The sequence below is a fragment of the Mycolicibacterium helvum genome, from assembly GCF_010731895.1.
Taxonomy (GTDB): domain Bacteria; phylum Actinomycetota; class Actinomycetes; order Mycobacteriales; family Mycobacteriaceae; genus Mycobacterium; species Mycobacterium helvum.
Window position 1 is genome coordinate 4,496,127 of the sequence record NZ_AP022596.1, and the last position, 13,800, is coordinate 4,509,926.

14 protein-coding genes are annotated in these 13,800 nt (G+C 66.6%); 8 read left to right on the plus strand and 6 right to left on the minus strand.

Annotated features, from left to right (window positions below):
- The first annotated feature begins 23 nt into the window (after positions 1-23).
- Positions 24-1,202 carry an NHL repeat-containing protein gene (locus G6N38_RS21130; RefSeq protein WP_163749972.1) on the plus strand — a complete coding sequence of 393 codons (1,179 nt, stop codon included), beginning with the start codon at positions 24-26 and terminating at the stop codon, positions 1,200-1,202.
- Positions 1,199-2,035: a hypothetical protein gene (locus tag G6N38_RS21135; protein WP_163749973.1), complete on the plus strand. Its 837-nt coding sequence runs from the start codon at positions 1,199-1,201 to the stop codon at positions 2,033-2,035. Before G6N38_RS21130 ends, G6N38_RS21135 begins: the two co-directional genes overlap by 4 nt.
- Before the next feature lie 50 nt (positions 2,036-2,085).
- Here G6N38_RS21135 and hypB read toward each other — a convergent pair whose 3' ends face one another.
- Together hypB and G6N38_RS21145 are read right to left on the minus strand one after the other, a co-directional pair.
- Positions 2,086-2,871, minus strand: coding sequence for a hydrogenase nickel incorporation protein HypB (gene hypB, locus G6N38_RS21140; RefSeq protein ID WP_163749974.1), 786 nt, complete (start codon positions 2,869-2,871; stop codon positions 2,086-2,088).
- A gap of 27 nt (positions 2,872-2,898) precedes the next feature.
- A complete protein-coding gene (locus G6N38_RS21145) occupies positions 2,899-3,234 on the minus strand; it encodes a hydrogenase maturation nickel metallochaperone HypA (RefSeq protein WP_163749975.1) in 336 nt (111 codons plus the stop codon).
- Between the two features lie 255 nt (positions 3,235-3,489).
- Here G6N38_RS21145 and hypF point away from each other — a divergent pair, with 255 nt between their 5' ends.
- From hypF to hypE, 4 genes are read left to right on the plus strand one after another with little or no spacing between them, the layout of a single operon-like run.
- Entirely contained in the window at positions 3,490-5,823 is a 2,334-nt protein-coding gene (hypF, locus tag G6N38_RS21150; RefSeq protein ID WP_163749976.1) for a carbamoyltransferase HypF, read from the plus strand.
- On the plus strand, positions 5,796-6,071 hold the full coding sequence (locus G6N38_RS21155; RefSeq protein ID WP_163749977.1) for a HypC/HybG/HupF family hydrogenase formation chaperone: 276 nt from the start codon (positions 5,796-5,798) through the stop codon (positions 6,069-6,071). Before hypF ends, G6N38_RS21155 begins: the two co-directional genes overlap by 28 nt.
- A complete protein-coding gene (gene hypD / locus G6N38_RS21160; RefSeq protein ID WP_163749978.1) occupies positions 6,068-7,171 on the plus strand; it encodes a hydrogenase formation protein HypD in 1,104 nt (367 codons plus the stop codon). Before G6N38_RS21155 ends, hypD begins: the two co-directional genes overlap by 4 nt.
- A complete protein-coding gene (gene hypE, locus G6N38_RS21165) occupies positions 7,164-8,234 on the plus strand; it encodes a hydrogenase expression/formation protein HypE (protein ID WP_163749979.1) in 1,071 nt (356 codons plus the stop codon). The genes hypD and hypE overlap by 8 nt, the downstream gene beginning before the upstream one ends.
- 61 nt (positions 8,235-8,295) lie before the next feature.
- Here the strand turns inward: hypE and G6N38_RS21170 are convergent, their stop codons facing one another.
- Positions 8,296-9,246 carry a hypothetical protein gene (locus G6N38_RS21170; RefSeq protein WP_179968425.1) on the minus strand — a complete coding sequence of 317 codons (951 nt, stop codon included), beginning with the start codon at positions 9,244-9,246 and terminating at the stop codon, positions 8,296-8,298.
- On the opposite strand from G6N38_RS21170, the gene G6N38_RS30400 reads away from it, so the two are divergent.
- Positions 9,245-9,427: a hypothetical protein gene (locus tag G6N38_RS30400; protein WP_179968426.1), complete on the plus strand. Its 183-nt coding sequence runs from the start codon at positions 9,245-9,247 to the stop codon at positions 9,425-9,427. The two genes, G6N38_RS21170 and G6N38_RS30400, sit on opposite strands and share 2 nt — an antisense overlap.
- A gap of 191 nt (positions 9,428-9,618) precedes the next feature.
- Here the strand turns inward: G6N38_RS30400 and G6N38_RS21175 are convergent, their stop codons facing one another.
- Together G6N38_RS21175 and G6N38_RS21180 are read right to left on the minus strand one after the other, a co-directional pair.
- Entirely contained in the window at positions 9,619-10,887 is a 1,269-nt protein-coding gene (locus G6N38_RS21175; RefSeq protein WP_163749980.1) for a TetR/AcrR family transcriptional regulator, read from the minus strand.
- Positions 10,888-11,043: 156 nt separating this feature from the next.
- Entirely contained in the window at positions 11,044-12,174 is a 1,131-nt protein-coding gene (locus G6N38_RS21180) for a PQQ-dependent sugar dehydrogenase (protein ID WP_179968427.1), read from the minus strand.
- Between the two features lie 135 nt (positions 12,175-12,309).
- Between G6N38_RS21180 and G6N38_RS21185 the strand changes: the two genes are divergently transcribed.
- Positions 12,310-13,143: a DoxX family protein gene (locus G6N38_RS21185; RefSeq protein ID WP_163749982.1), complete on the plus strand. Its 834-nt coding sequence runs from the start codon at positions 12,310-12,312 to the stop codon at positions 13,141-13,143.
- Between the two features lie 21 nt (positions 13,144-13,164).
- Here G6N38_RS21185 and G6N38_RS21190 read toward each other — a convergent pair whose 3' ends face one another.
- A complete protein-coding gene (locus G6N38_RS21190; protein WP_170314175.1) occupies positions 13,165-13,569 on the minus strand; it encodes a PH domain-containing protein in 405 nt (134 codons plus the stop codon).
- Positions 13,570-13,800 lie beyond the last annotated feature (231 nt).

The following is a 13,800-nucleotide window of genomic DNA, read 5'->3' on the forward strand; positions in this document are numbered from 1 at the left end:
CCACCCATGAAAATGCCTGCCCGATGAGCCGTTACACCGTTCGGCACAACATCAGCGGACTGGGTACGCGAGCCGACGTGGTGCCGGCGGTGGACCTGACCGACGGGTGGTCGCCGGCATTGTGGCTGGGTGCACCGGCACCAGGGGGGCTGGCCTTGCCGCCGGCCAGACCGTCGATGGCGTGGATGTATTCCCCGCGTGGGGTGTTTGTCGACGAGCGGCACGTCGTGGTGGCCGACTCGGGGAATCATCGTGTGCTGATCTGGCACGGAATACCTGAGCATGACGAGCAACCAGCCGACGTGGTACTCGGCCAGCCCGACGGAGAGTCCGAGGGCCACGCGGCGGGTGGCCGGGGTCCGGAGCGGGGGATGAATCTGCCGACCGGGGTACTCGTGCACGACGGCCGGTTGATCGTCGCCGACGCCTGGCATCACCGGATCCTGGTGTGGAACACCGTGCCGCAGATCAGTGATGTGGCGCCCGACTTCGTGCTGGGTCAGCCAGATGTCCACTCGGTGGTGGAGAACCGGGGCGGTGGCTGTTCGGCGTCGACGCTGTATTGGCCGTTCGGTATCGGTGTCGTCGGCTCGGCATTCTGGGTCGCCGACACCGGAAATCGGCGGGTTCTGGGCTGGCTCAACGGCATTCCGGAGTCCGACCAACCTGCCGACGTGGTGCTCGGCCAGCCGGATGCCACGGCACGGGAGGAAAACCGGGGCGGCGCCGTCGGGCCCGCCTCTTTCCGCTGGCCCCATGACATCACCGGTCACGGGGATCTGCTGCTGGTCGCCGACGCCGGAGATCACCGTCTGCTGGGATGGTCGCCGCCGCCGGACGTCGACCGGGACGCCGATTCGGTGCTCGGTCAACCCGACTTCACCAGCGCGCTCGAATGGCCCTATGGGCCACACACATCAGATCGCTTTCGGTTCCCGTATGCGAGCTGCCTGGATGGTCAACGGCTCGCGGTGGCCGACACCGCCAACAACCGGATCCTGTTGTGGGACGGTGTACCGACCGATGGGCGCGGCGCCGATCATGTGCTGGCCCAGCCGGACTTCAGTTCCAACGGCGAGAACCGATGGACGTCGGTACAGCGCGACACGCTGTGCTGGCCCTACGGGCTGTCACTGCGCGGCGACACACTTGCCGTCGCCGACTCCGGCAACAATCGGGTGATGATCTGGCGGCGAACGTGAGACCCCGAATAATTCAGGGAGACAACCAGATCGGATTTTACTGGGCAACGACGACGGGCAGACCGACGTCGTTGCAGGCGCTGCTGGTCGATGACGACGAACCGGACCGGCTGGTGGCCACCCACCTCGAAGCGCTCGACGATGCGCTGATCGCCGCCGCGGACCGATTCGGTGACATTCTGGGTGGCGGCAGAGCGCCGGCCGGCGCCGACGAACGGGACAGTCTGGTCGAACTGCACCGTACGCTGGACCGATTGTGCTTCGAATATGCCGTGGCACTGGATACTTCCGGTCTCAGCGCTGACGTGCGGGCCGGAAAGATCATCGGTACGGCGGCCTTGTTCTCGATAAGGGCGCGCCTGCCACTGGACTTGCTGGGGCCGGCGCCGTTCGATGGTGAACTCGATGACCCGTCGATCGGAGTCATCGGTGGCTTCGGCGAATTTCATCAGGTCGATCCGGACAAGCCGTGGAAGGGTGGCCGCTGGGTGGTGCGGACCGAGGCGGGCCAACGGTTTCCGCTGACATTGGCGATGCTGTTCTTCGACAGCTCTGGGGTGAACAAGGACGCCGCGCGCAAGGAGCATCGCGATGCCCTGCAGGCAGTGGTGTCGGCGGCTCGTTCACCGCAGGCCGATCCGCTGGCGGTGACCTGCGCGGTGGATTGGCTGCTGTACGACTGGCTGATGGCCCACCGCGACAGCCCGGACAGCGCGGAGATCGTATTCCCCAAAGGGTATGAAAGGGATTCAGCCCTGGTGGTTTCCGCCGCCGCCGCTTCGGTGGCCGCGCGAGCCACATTCGACCCGGGCCTGGTCGGTCTGAGCGTCTGAGCGTCCGGGTGGCGTCGTGTTGTCGACGTTACCGGCGAGCCTCGTTCGGGCTAGGTAGCACTCACCTGTTCTGACGCGAAACCGCGGAGCCAATCGAACCAGTCGGACATGCCCTCGCCGGTGCGTGCGCTCACCGGGAACACCTTCGCCGATGGATTCACCGCACGAACTCGAGTCAGATAGGTGTCGATGTCGACATCAAGGTGGGGCACGAGGTCGATCTTGTTCAGCAATACGACACTGACCGAGCGGAACATCACCGGATACTTCAGTGGCTTGTCCTCGCCCTCGGTCACCGAATACACCATCACCTTGGCATGCTCACCGACGTCGAACTCGGCTGGGCACACCAGGTTACCGACGTTCTCGATGATCACCAGATCCAGCGACGGCAGGTCAAGCCCAACAAGTGCGCGGTTGACCATCGGCGCGTCAAGGTGGCATTCGCCACCGAAGCCGTTGCTGGTGTTCAGCAAGGAGATCTGAGCGCCGCGGCCGCCGAGCTTGGCGGCGTCGAGGTCGGTGGCGATATCACCCTCGATCACGCCGACCGCGAGGTCACCGGCCAGCTCGTCGAGCGTGGCGGCCAGCACGGTCGTCTTGCCCGAGCCAGGGGAGCTCATCAAGTTCAGCGCCCGGATCCCGTTGCTTTCGAAAGCAGCCCGGTTGATATCGGCACGAGTGTCGTTCTCGGCGAAGATGTGCTCGAGCACTTCGATGCGCTCCGCGCCGGTGGAATAACCGCTGTGGTCACCGTGGTCGTGGTCGTGGTCGTGGTCGTGGTCGTGGTCGTGGTCGTGCACAGTGCCGTCGTCGTGGCGATGAAATCTACCCATGCTGAAGACCTTTCACGTGATCGCCGGTCATGTCACGTCGAGCGAGGTGACCAGGAACTCTTCGCCCCGAACAACCTCGACGTCGGCGCTGTCGCAATGCGGGCAGCACACCGAAAATCGGGAGGTGATCTCGCAACGCTGCCCACAGCTGCGGCAGGACACCTCGGCGGCGATGAACTCAAGCTCCAACTCGGCCTCGGCCAGGCTCTCGTGATCGCGGACCAGGGTCCAGCAGAACGACAATGACTCGGGAACCACCTGTCGCAGCGCGCCGATCTGGACCCGCACCACGTCGACACGACGGCCAACCGCATAGGGCTTCACCGCCCCGGCGATCGCGTGGCACAGCGATAATTCGTGCACGGTGGTCTTTCTATCTTCGGTATCGGGCAGGCCTGCACCTTACAGCGCAGCGCAGGTGCAGCCGAGGGGATTCTGGACGGAAAAGCGCAGACTTTCGGTGCGAGATTGTGATTGTGGTCATACCACCGCGGGACTAGCGTTGGTGTTACCTACCCGTGCGGACAGCCCTCCGCCGCGGGCGGCCGTGTTTTGCTCAGGAGGTTCATGAGCACCGTTCTACCCCTGCGTCCGGCGGGCTGAGGCGAAGGCGACCCGATGAATGTACGGGTGCGTCTCCACATCACCGGTGTGGTGCAGGGCGTCGGATTTCGCCCGGCGGTCGCGCGGGTCGCGGCCGAGTTCAGGCTCGGCGGTTTCGTGTACAACGACGCCGGGTCGGTCCATTGCGAGTTGGAGGGCACGGCCGTCGATGTGGAAGCGGCGATCGCCGCGATCAGGCTCCGCCCACCGCCGATGGCACGCATCGACAGCGTGCGCAGTCGACGCATGGAACCCAACGGTGACAATGGCTTTCAGATCGTCGGCAGTCGTGTCGGGGATGCCTCGCGCACCCTGGTCCCGCCGGATATCGCAGTATGCGCGGACTGCCTGCGCGAAATGCGTGACCCGGCCGACCGCCGCTACGGGCATCCGTTCATCACGTGCACCAACTGCGGGCCGCGCTACACCGTGATCACGGACCTGCCCTATGACCGGCCGGCCACCACCATGGCCGGATTCCCCATGTGCCCGGCCTGCGCCGCGGAGTATCAGAACCCAATCGATCGCCGCTATCACGCCCAGACCGTCGCCTGTCCGGACTGCGGACCCCGGTTGAGCTGGCTGCCGGCCGGCGGCGAGCCCGACATCACCGACCCGATCGGGGCCGCAGCGGCCGCACTGCGCGACGGACACATCGTCGCGGTCAAGGGGATCGGCGGCTTTCATCTGGCCTGCCGTGCCGACGACGCATCCGCCGTCGCCGAGCTACGCCGGCGCAAGAACCGACCGGCCAAGCCCTTCGCGGTCATGGTCGCCGACCTGGCCGCCGCCGGCGACGTCGTGGTGCTCGATGACGTGGTTGCCGCCGCCCTGACCTCGCCGTCGGCGCCGATCGTGCTGGTTGCCCGCCGGCCTGGCGGGGTTGCCGACGAGGTGGCGCCGGAGCTGGGCGACCTTGGCGTAATGCTCGCCTACACGCCGGTGCACCACCAGCTCTTCGACCGGCTCGGCGGCTCGATGACGCTGGTGATGACGTCGGCCAACCAGGGCGGGTCGCCCATCGTCTTCCGAGATTCCGATTTGGGCTGGATCGACGGCCTGGCAGACGCCGTCCTCACCCATGACCGGCCCATCCACGTACCCTGCGAGGACTCGGTGATCGCGATCGACGATCGAGGCGCCCAGTTGCCAGTGCGCCGCTCGCGCGGGTACGCCCCGTTGCCGGTTTCGGTACCAGGGTGCTCACCCGACCGCGTCATCCTCGCCACCGGTGGCGACTTGAAGACGACTTTCTGCCTGATGGGCGGCGACGGGCACGCCCATATGTCCTCGCATCTGGGTGACATGGCCGACCCGCGCACCCAGGGTTGTTTCCAAGCAGCCCTGGATCACCTGGCCTTTATGACCGACCGCACACCCGATGTGATCGCCTGCGACATGCATCCTGGCTACGCCACCGTGGCGTGGGCGCACCGATACGCCGAGGGGCGGCCCGTCGTCGCCGTCCAACACCACCACGCCCACGCCGTCTCGCTGCTCGCCGAGCACCGAAGGCTGGGGACGTCGATCATCGCTGTCACCTACGACGGCACCGGCTACGGCACCGACGGCACGATCTGGGGCGGTGAGCTTCTCGCGATCACCGACGCAACCCGGTTCACCCGGGTCGGTCACCTCCGGGAGTTTGCACTACCCGGCGGCGACGGCGCCGCCCGCCACCCCGCCCGCATCGCGCTGGACCTGCTGCACCGTGCCGGTATCGAGTGGACCGCCGACCTGCCGCCGGTGGCGTCACTCGACGAGACCGGGCTGCACATCTTGGGCCAGCAGATCCCGCGCGGCCTTGGCTGCGTGCCGACCACCAGCATGGGCCGGCTTTTTGACGCGGTGGCAAGTCTGTTGGGCGTCTGCCATGAAGTCAGTTACGAAGGTCAGGCCGCAGTGGAGCTCGAGCACCTGGGCCGACGTGGGCAGCCCTGTGCGCTGGATTTCGGTGTGGCCGATGGCGTGCTGGACCCCCTGCCGGTGATCGCCGGGATCGTCGAGGGTCTGCGCGGTGGCACCCCGGTTGCCGACTTGGCTGCCGGCTTCCATCATGCGGTGATCCGTGCCACCGCCACGGCGGCCGCCGGGTGCGCGCAGGCCGCCGGAATCTCGGTGATCGGGTTGACAGGCGGCGTGTTCGCGAATCGAACTCTGCTGCAGGGACTTCGGCACACGCTCGGTGAGCGTGGATTCGAGGTCCTCAGCCATCGAACTGTGCCGTGTAATGACGGCGGCCTGGCGCTCGGCCAGGCTGCCATTGTCGCCGCGAGGCTGAATGGCGCGGAACCGGCGACCGGATCGGAAAGGAACGGCGTATGTGCCTCGGAATCCCCGGCAAGGTGATCGAAATCTGGGAGGAAGCCGGAACCCGGATGTCTACCGTCGACTTCGGCGGCACCACCAAGACGGTGTGTCTGGCGTATCTGCCCGACATGCAGATCGGCGAATACACCATCGTCCATGCGGGTTTCGCGATCACCCGGCTCGACGAGGCATCGGCCAACGAAACATTGAAGATGTTCGAAGACCTCGGCCTCCTGGCCGATGAACTCGACGGCATCGAGGGTCAGGGTAGGCGGGAACCGGCATGAAGTATCTCGACGAATTCCGCGATCCGGCGGCCGCCAAGACCTTGGTCGACGCGATCAGACGGCAGGCAACTCGCACCTGGACCATCATGGAAGTCTGTGGTGGGCAGACACATTCGATCATCAGAAACGGTCTCGATCAGTTACTTGACGGTGCGGTCGAGTTCATTCACGGACCTGGTTGCCCGGTGTGCGTCACCCCGCTGGAGATGATCGACCGCGCGCTGGAGATCGCCGCCCGCGACGGGGTCATCTTCTGCTCGTTCGGCGACATGTTGCGGGTACCCGGTAGTCGCCACGACCTGTTCAGCGTGCGTGCCCGCGGCGGGGACGTGCGTATCGTCTACTCGCCGTTGGATGCCACTCGGATTGCCGCCGATAACCCCGACAAAGAGGTGGTGTTCTTCGGTGTCGGGTTTGAAACCACCGCGCCGGCCAACGCCATGTCGGTCATCCACGCCCAACGGCTGGGCCTGACCAACTTCTCAGTGCTGATCTCCCATGTGCTGGTTCCCCCCGCGATGACGGCCATCCTCAGTTCCCCGACGAATCGGGTGCAGGGCTTCTTGGCCGCCGGCCACGTGTGCACCGTGATGGGCACCGGGGAGTACGGGCCACTCGTCGAGCGGTTCAAGGTGCCCATCGTGGTGACCGGATTCGAGCCGCTGGACTTGCTGGAGGGGGTACGCCAGGTGGTCGAGCTGCTCGAATCGGGCCAGGTTGCGTTGCGCAACGCCTACCCGCGGGCGGTCAGCGACGCCGGTAACACCGTGGCGCAGCAGGCGTTGGCCGACGTCTTCTCGGTAGTCGACCGGCAGTGGCGCGGTATCGGCATGATTCCCAAGTCGGGGTGGGCGATCTCGCCGCGCTACGCCGACTTCGACGCCGAGCTCAGGTTCGGCGTCGGGCAGCTGCGGGTGCAGGAGTCTGCGGAATGCCATGCCGGCGAGGTATTGCAGGGCCTGCTCAAACCCAACCAGTGCCCGGCGTTCGGCAAGACCTGCACGCCCCGGACCCCGCTGGGCGCCACCATGGTGTCGAGTGAAGGTGCGTGTGCGGCGTACTACCAGTTCCGCAGGCTGGAGACCGCGGCCCATGTCTGATCCGGTGACGATCGACCCGTCGGATTGGGTGTGTCCGTTGCCGCTGCGCGAGACCAAGCGGATCCTGCTCGGGCACGGCGGTGGCGGCATCCTGTCCGAGGAACTCATCGAAAACCTGTTCCTGCCGGCCTTCGGCTCGGGGGGCGGACCGGCCCGCGATTCCGCTGTGCTGACCGTTGCCGGCGGGCGCATCGCCTTGACCACCGACTCCTATGTGGTCAATCCGCTGTTCTTCCCGGGCGGCAACATCGGTGATCTGGCCGTCAACGGCACGATCAACGACCTGGCGTGCAGCGGTGCGCAGCCGCTGGGACTGACGGCCGGCTTCATCATCGAAGAGGGCCTGGAGCTTGAGGTGTTGGGCGCCGTCGCACAGACCATGGGCAAGGCGGCCGCCGAGGCGGGGGTGAGCATTGTCACCGGCGACACCAAGGTCGTCGGAAAGGGCAGTGCGGACGGGCTTTTCATCAACACCGCCGGTGTCGGGGTGGTGCCCGATGGAGTGCGCATCGGACCTGAGCAAGCCCGTCCCGGCGACCATGTCATCGTGTCGGGCAACATCGGTGAACACGGCGTGGCCATCATGAGTGTGCGCGAGGGCATCGACTTCGGAACCACGGTGACCACCGACAGCGCACCGCTGCACCAACTGGTGGCTGCGATGCTGGCCGCCGTGACAGACCCCAATGTCGTGCACGTGCTGCGTGATCCGACTCGCGGCGGGCTGGTCGCATCGACCGTCGAGATCGCCCGCGCCGCGGGCGTCGGCGTCGAACTGGACGAGCACCTCATTCCGGTGCCCGACGCGGTGTCCTCGGCCTGCAGCTTCCTGGGGCTGGATCCCCTGCAGGTCGCCAATGAAGGCAAGCTGGTGGCCTTCGTCGATCCCGCGTTCAGTGCGGTAGTGCTGGAGGCGATGCGATCTCGACCCGAGGGGGCGGGTGCGGTCGTCATCGGCCGGGCGGTGGAGGAACACCCGGGCATGGTGGTCGGACGCACGGCGTTCGGCACCACTCGTGTGATCGAACGTGAACTCGGCGAACAGCTCCCGCGGATCTGCTGAGCTCCTGGCCCTCGCCGATGATGTGCGGGTGACCGGTGCCCACCGCCGCGGGTATATACGGCTACGGCGAGTCGGCCCAGAACGGCGGGCGTGCGCCGTGCTCGGCCGGGTGGGACTCGTTGGTCGTCGCCGTGGCCGACCACGCGGTGCCTTCGCAGATCAGATCGTGCGGTAGCGGAATCTGGTCGGGCAGCAGCGGTCCGCCGGGTAACGCGTCGACAAGAGCCTGCACGGGGAACGGCGGAGCCAAAGCCGCGGTATCGGGAATGGTGGTGAGCGCGGCCGGTATCGAAGGGGCGGGCACTGGCGCGGCGGGAGCGGCAACCACGGGGACCGGGGCGCCGAGCGGGACCGGAACCGGCGGCACCACAACGGGTACGGCGGCCGCCGGAACAGGGGCCGCTGGGGTGATCGCGGCATCGGTGATCGGGGCGGCCAATGGCACGGCGCCGGCATCCGGGATTGGTGCGGCGGCCACCGGTTCGGCGGCCGGTGCCGGCGCTGCGCTGGCCTCCGGAGTCAAGGAGAAGAGCTCTCCGGCCGGCATCGCGGGGGCCTCAGGCACGGCGGCCGCCGGCGCTGCCGGCGGCACAGCAGGTGTCGCGGCGGCTTCCACGGCCTGCGCTGCTTCTGAGATGGACGGGGTGGGCGAGATATCGGCCACCGGAACAACATCGGCGACGGGTACGACGGGTGCCGGCGCGGCCGCCTCGACAGGAGCAATAGGGGGGACCGGGGCGGCGGCGGGAGCCGCAACGGGTGCGGCGGGAGCCGCAACGGGCGCGGCGGCGGGGACCGGGGCGGCAGGTACGGCGGGCACCACCACCGGAGCGGGCGCGACCGGTACCGGCAGCGCCGCCACCGGGACGACAGGGACTGCAGCCGGCGCCAGGGCGCTGTCGGTGATCGGGGCGGCGGTCACCGGTACCGCCGCCGCGGGAGCCGCGACAGGAACCGGCGCAGCAGTGTCGGGCAGTGCTGCGCCGACGGCGGAGGCCGCGCTTCCCATCATGTCCGGCACCGCCGTCGGCGACGACGCGAATTGCTCGATGATGCTGCCGCAGGGCACACCCGGGCTCGGTTCGGCACCGGCGAGCGGACTGGAGATGCAGCTCAGCAAGATCATGGCAGCGCTGCCGACCGACACGGCCGCCGGGCGGTGGATGTTCGATGACACGCTTCCCCGTCCGTGACGATCTTGATATGCCGAACAAGACGGTATCGGTTTGCGCGGTCAAAACAAGATCGCGTCGATTCTTTTATGAAACCGATACGCGGTGGAGTCGATCCGGTGATCAGACTCTGAATCGGTTGTGCGGCAATATCTTCAGTACGGTCTTGCGTGCTCGGTGACCGCGGTGCGCAGCGATGGCTCGGGTGAGCGTCACGTCACGACGACGCCGCGAAGCGTGGTGTCGCGCACGCACAACAGTGACGCGCGGGTGCCCAGCTCATGCAGGATGTTCTCGGGGATCCAGCCGACGCCGATCACCGAACGCGCCAGCAGATCGTTCGACGGGCTGTCGACGCTGATCTCTCCGGACTTGATCCCTTCGGCGAGAAGGCTTTTCATCTGTCGAATTCGTTTGGTGAACAACCAGCCGGGGTTGGGCGTGTTCGGGGGAGACTGGCGCATCCAGGCCAGCTGAATCCGGAATTCGTCGGCGAAACGATCCAAAGCATTGGTGTTGATCCAGCCCAATGCGTCCAGTTTCTCGATGATCGTGGAGTCCGCCCGCAGCACTTCAGACCATCCCATGGCGACCTTCTCACCGAAGGACTGCATGATCGAGGCCAGCAGTTGATCTTTCGATCCGATCAAACGGTAGACGGTGCCGGTGCCCATTCCCGCCGCCGATGCGATGTCACGAACGGTCGTGACCTCGTAGCCCTTCTTGCCGAATTCTGTTCTGGCGACCGCCCGTACGTGGGCGGCCTTGTCATCAAGCTCAGCGTCCGCGTCGTCGGTCCACGACCGGACAACCGCGTCGGCGGCCAGGAAAGCCGCCGATCGATCCAACTGTTCGTCGCTGGGAGGGACGGTGGCGAGGCCTTCGAGAAGGATCTGGCACAGCAGGACTGCCGACTTGTCCGGCCCGGCGTTGCCGCGCATAACGTCGAGCCCGATTTGCAGCATTGTCTGCACGATCCGGTCGGCCAGCACAGCCAGGTCGACATCGGTTCGCAGGTATCCGCTCCACCGCGCCGCCCGCAGCGTCTCCAACATCGACTGGATCAATGCGGTCGGACGGCGCGCGGCCAGGGCGGTCAGTTCGTGATTGGAGCTTAGGCCTTCATAGAACGACATCTGCAAGGCGGCACGATGGGTGATCGCGCAATGCGCGATCGCCGTGGACAACTCGGCGATCTGATCGAAGGCGGGATGGAACTCGGGGTCGTTCAGCCTGGTCTGCGCCTCATTGGCAATGCGATCGAGATCCTCGTGGTAGCGCCGCAGCAGCTCGACGAGGATCGCTTCCTTCGAGTCGAAGTGATGGTAGAGGCTGCCGGGGAGAATGCCTGCCGCGTCGGCGATTTCCTGCAGGGAGGTGCGCAGACCTGAGGTGGCAATGGCCGCCGCGGCCGTCTGCAGAATCTCGGTTCGCCTGCTGCCGTCGTCGTAGGCATGGCCGGTGCGCGGTTTCGGCGTCATACCCGAACGCCCCACGACTCCTCCAACCGCTGAACCCTGGTACCCGGCTGACCCGATATTTGGCAGACGCTATCAGAAGCCTGGATGGCCAAGGGGCCCTTCACCTGCGAATGTCGGTCGTCAGCGATGGCTAATGGAAGAGCCGTTTGGTAAACGTCAGGTGTTGTCGGCGTTACTGCGCGGGAAGCCGCCGCCCTGGGGGAAGAGCGGGAAGACCACGTCGTCCAGCTTCTCGGCGTCGCCGGCGGTGCGGTTGACCGTTGCGCCCCAGATGTTTCCGTCCGGTGCCACTTGCAGCGCCCAGGCGTGGCCGTGGGTGTCCTGGCGCACCACCTCAGGCTCGCCGGTCACCGCGCCGGTTCCCTGCGCGAGTCGAACCGCCACGGTTTGCTTGGCATTGACCAGGTTCACCAGCACCGTGCCGTCCAGCGCAGCGCATCCCGCTACCCCGGGCTTGTCCGGCCATGTCCACACGGTGGTGGTCTTCGCGTCGGGTGAGATGCGTTGTAGGCGATCACCGGCGGCGCTGCGGTCGGTGATGTAGAGCGACTTGTCGGTGGGGTCGATGCACATGCCACCCGCGGGGCCCATCCCCGATAGTGCGGTGGTCGGCGGCGCCGGGTGCACGGTGGTGGGCTGCTCAAGGCGGATCACCTTGCCCGCCAACGACTTCGGATCTGCCGCCAGCGCAGGATTGCCGGCGTCACCGGTCTGGACGACCAGCGTTGTCGGGCTGGTGAAGATCAGCGAGCCGGAATTACCGGTGACGCCCTTGGGGATACCGGTCAGGATGGGCTTGGGGATGTCGCCGTCGGCCACCCGGATCACCTGGTTGTCGGTGGGCGTGCTGATGTAGGCGTACATCAGGCGGTCCTGTGAGTAGGTGGGGGACAGCACGATGTCCATCAGCCCGCCGTCGCCGCTCGGGTCGACCGGGATCACGGTGTGGATCTTCGGCTCGGCGCTGACGGACACGTCCTTCACGGCGCCGGTCGTCCGTTCGGCCACCAGGGCGGTCTTGCTGTCGGGACCCATGATCAGTCCGCTGGTGCTCTCCAGGCAGCCCTGCATGACGCCGGGCGCGGGGCAGGCCTTGGGGAACGGCTTGGGCGGCAACGGCGGCGGCGGTGGCGGGGTCGAGCTCGGTCCCGGCGCCAGCTGGGGGGCGGTGGTGTACGGCTGCGAGATGTCGTTGTTGAACTTCGCGCAACCTGCGGAGGACCCTGCCACGACCGTCGTTGCACAAAACACGGCCAGCACCCCACGGACCGACCGGCGTACCTGCATGCCCGCCAGGTTACGGATAGCGCGCCGATGTTCGCCACGACGGTCCATGCTCGGCGCAAAATCCAGGCAATATTGCCCGGTAGAAGCGCCGCTCAAATCCCCGATTTGCGGCGATCTGCACCTACTCTGACTTTCGTGACGAGTCAAGGCCCCGATCCGCATTGGCAGCGACCCGACGACTCCTCGGCTCGGCCGGCGTCGGCCCAGCTAGTCGACCCCGAAGACGATCTGCCCTCGGCCACCTACGGTGGCGATTTCGAGACCACGACGATTCCCCACTACGGCTCGGGACTGCCGGGCTCGGCGCCGTCGACGGGATACGGCTTGCTGCACGATCCTGAACCGTTGCCGTACGTACAGCCGCATATCGATCCGACTCCGTCGCAGGCCACTCCGATGGAGATCGAGCCCATCGACGCCGAGGAACGCGCGAAGGCCGCGGGTCGCAGGGGCACCCAGGATCTGGGTCTGCTGCTATTGCGGGTCGTCTTCGGTGCGATATTCATCGGTCACGGACTGCAGAAGGCGTTCGGCTGGTGGGGCGGCCAGGGCCTTGACGGTTTCAAGACCGCGCTGGCCGAGGCCGGATACCAGCATGCCGGCGTGCTGACCTATGTCGGTGCCGGCGCCCAGATCCTGGTCGGTGTCCTGCTGATACTCGGCCTGTTCACACCACTGGCCGCCGCCGGTGGAGTGGCCTACCTGGTGAACAGTCTGCTGACGATCGTCTCGGCCCAGCGCCAGGACGGCTATCTCGCGGTCTTCGGCCCCGACGGTATCGAATACCTGCTGGTGCTGATCGCGGCGGCCTCCGCGGTCATTCTGGTCGGCCCGGGCCGCTACGGATTCGACGGCGGACGAGGCTGGGCCCGTCGTCCGTTCATCGGCTCGTTCATCGCGCTGCTACTCGGTATCGGCGGCGGCATCGCGGCGTGGTTCTTCCTGCACGGGAACAACCCGCTGGCATAGCCGCCCATTCGTAGGGCCCGGTTACTCGTAAGGATTGGGCACCCGTCCGCCGCTGGCCGCGGACAGCAGCGGCAGCGTCGCGAACGTGACGGCGGGCAGCAGCACTTCCGAATCGTCGCGCAGTCGTGCCCGCGCCCACGAACTGCGGTCGAAACGCAGGCCGTCGACCTCGTCCCAGCTCACCGTGCGGCTGCTCAACAGGGTGCGCGCGGTCAGCGTCTCCAGGTCGGCCACCGTGCGGAACCGCACGATCGCGTACGAGGCCACGACGGGGAGCACCATGAACACCGCGCCCCAGGTGGGGAACATGGTGATCATCACCAACAGGCACAGAGCCAGGAACCCCGAGGCGAAATGCGCCATCGGCGACATGCGGATCACGACGGGCTTGGCGGTGGATGCATCAGGTGTGCGACGCGAGGACATGGCTGAATCATTCCACCACCAGCGAGGCGGACCGGGATTTGACGCTTGACCTGTACGGAGGCTACGGTCGCAGGTTATGAACGGCGGAATGCTCGTAGTAATTGGCCAGCGCGTTGGTGCCGCGCTTGCCCCGACCCGGGCATAGCCACACGCACCAGCGCGCAACCCTCGTACAGCCGCCGAAGCTGACGGGGGTTTTTTCTTGCCCGAAGAAATGAACAGGACCGAAAA

Excerpts from the sequence above, each read along its gene's own strand:
- hypB (WP_163749974.1), bottom strand. The coding sequence starts at position 2,871 with ATGGGTAGATTTCATCGCCACGACGACGGCACTGTGCACGACCACGAC.
- G6N38_RS21175 (WP_163749980.1), bottom strand. The coding sequence starts at position 10,887 with ATGACGCCGAAACCGCGCACCGGCCATGCCTACGACGACGGCAGCAGG.
- G6N38_RS21130 (WP_163749972.1), top strand. The coding sequence starts at position 24 with ATGAGCCGTTACACCGTTCGGCACAACATCAGCGGACTGGGTACGCGA.
- G6N38_RS30400 (WP_179968426.1), top strand. The coding sequence starts at position 9,245 with ATGTCCGGCACCGCCGTCGGCGACGACGCGAATTGCTCGATGATGCTG.
- G6N38_RS21170 (WP_179968425.1), bottom strand. The coding sequence starts at position 9,246 with ATGATGGGAAGCGCGGCCTCCGCCGTCGGCGCAGCACTGCCCGACACT.
- hypE (WP_163749979.1), top strand. The coding sequence starts at position 7,164 with ATGTCTGATCCGGTGACGATCGACCCGTCGGATTGGGTGTGTCCGTTG.
- hypD (WP_163749978.1), top strand. The coding sequence starts at position 6,068 with ATGAAGTATCTCGACGAATTCCGCGATCCGGCGGCCGCCAAGACCTTG.
- hypF (WP_163749976.1), top strand. The coding sequence starts at position 3,490 with ATGAATGTACGGGTGCGTCTCCACATCACCGGTGTGGTGCAGGGCGTC.
- G6N38_RS21155 (WP_163749977.1), top strand. The coding sequence starts at position 5,796 with ATGTGCCTCGGAATCCCCGGCAAGGTGATCGAAATCTGGGAGGAAGCC.
- G6N38_RS21180 (WP_179968427.1), bottom strand. The coding sequence starts at position 12,174 with ATGCAGGTACGCCGGTCGGTCCGTGGGGTGCTGGCCGTGTTTTGTGCA.
- G6N38_RS21190 (WP_170314175.1), bottom strand. The coding sequence starts at position 13,569 with ATGTCCTCGCGTCGCACACCTGATGCATCCACCGCCAAGCCCGTCGTG.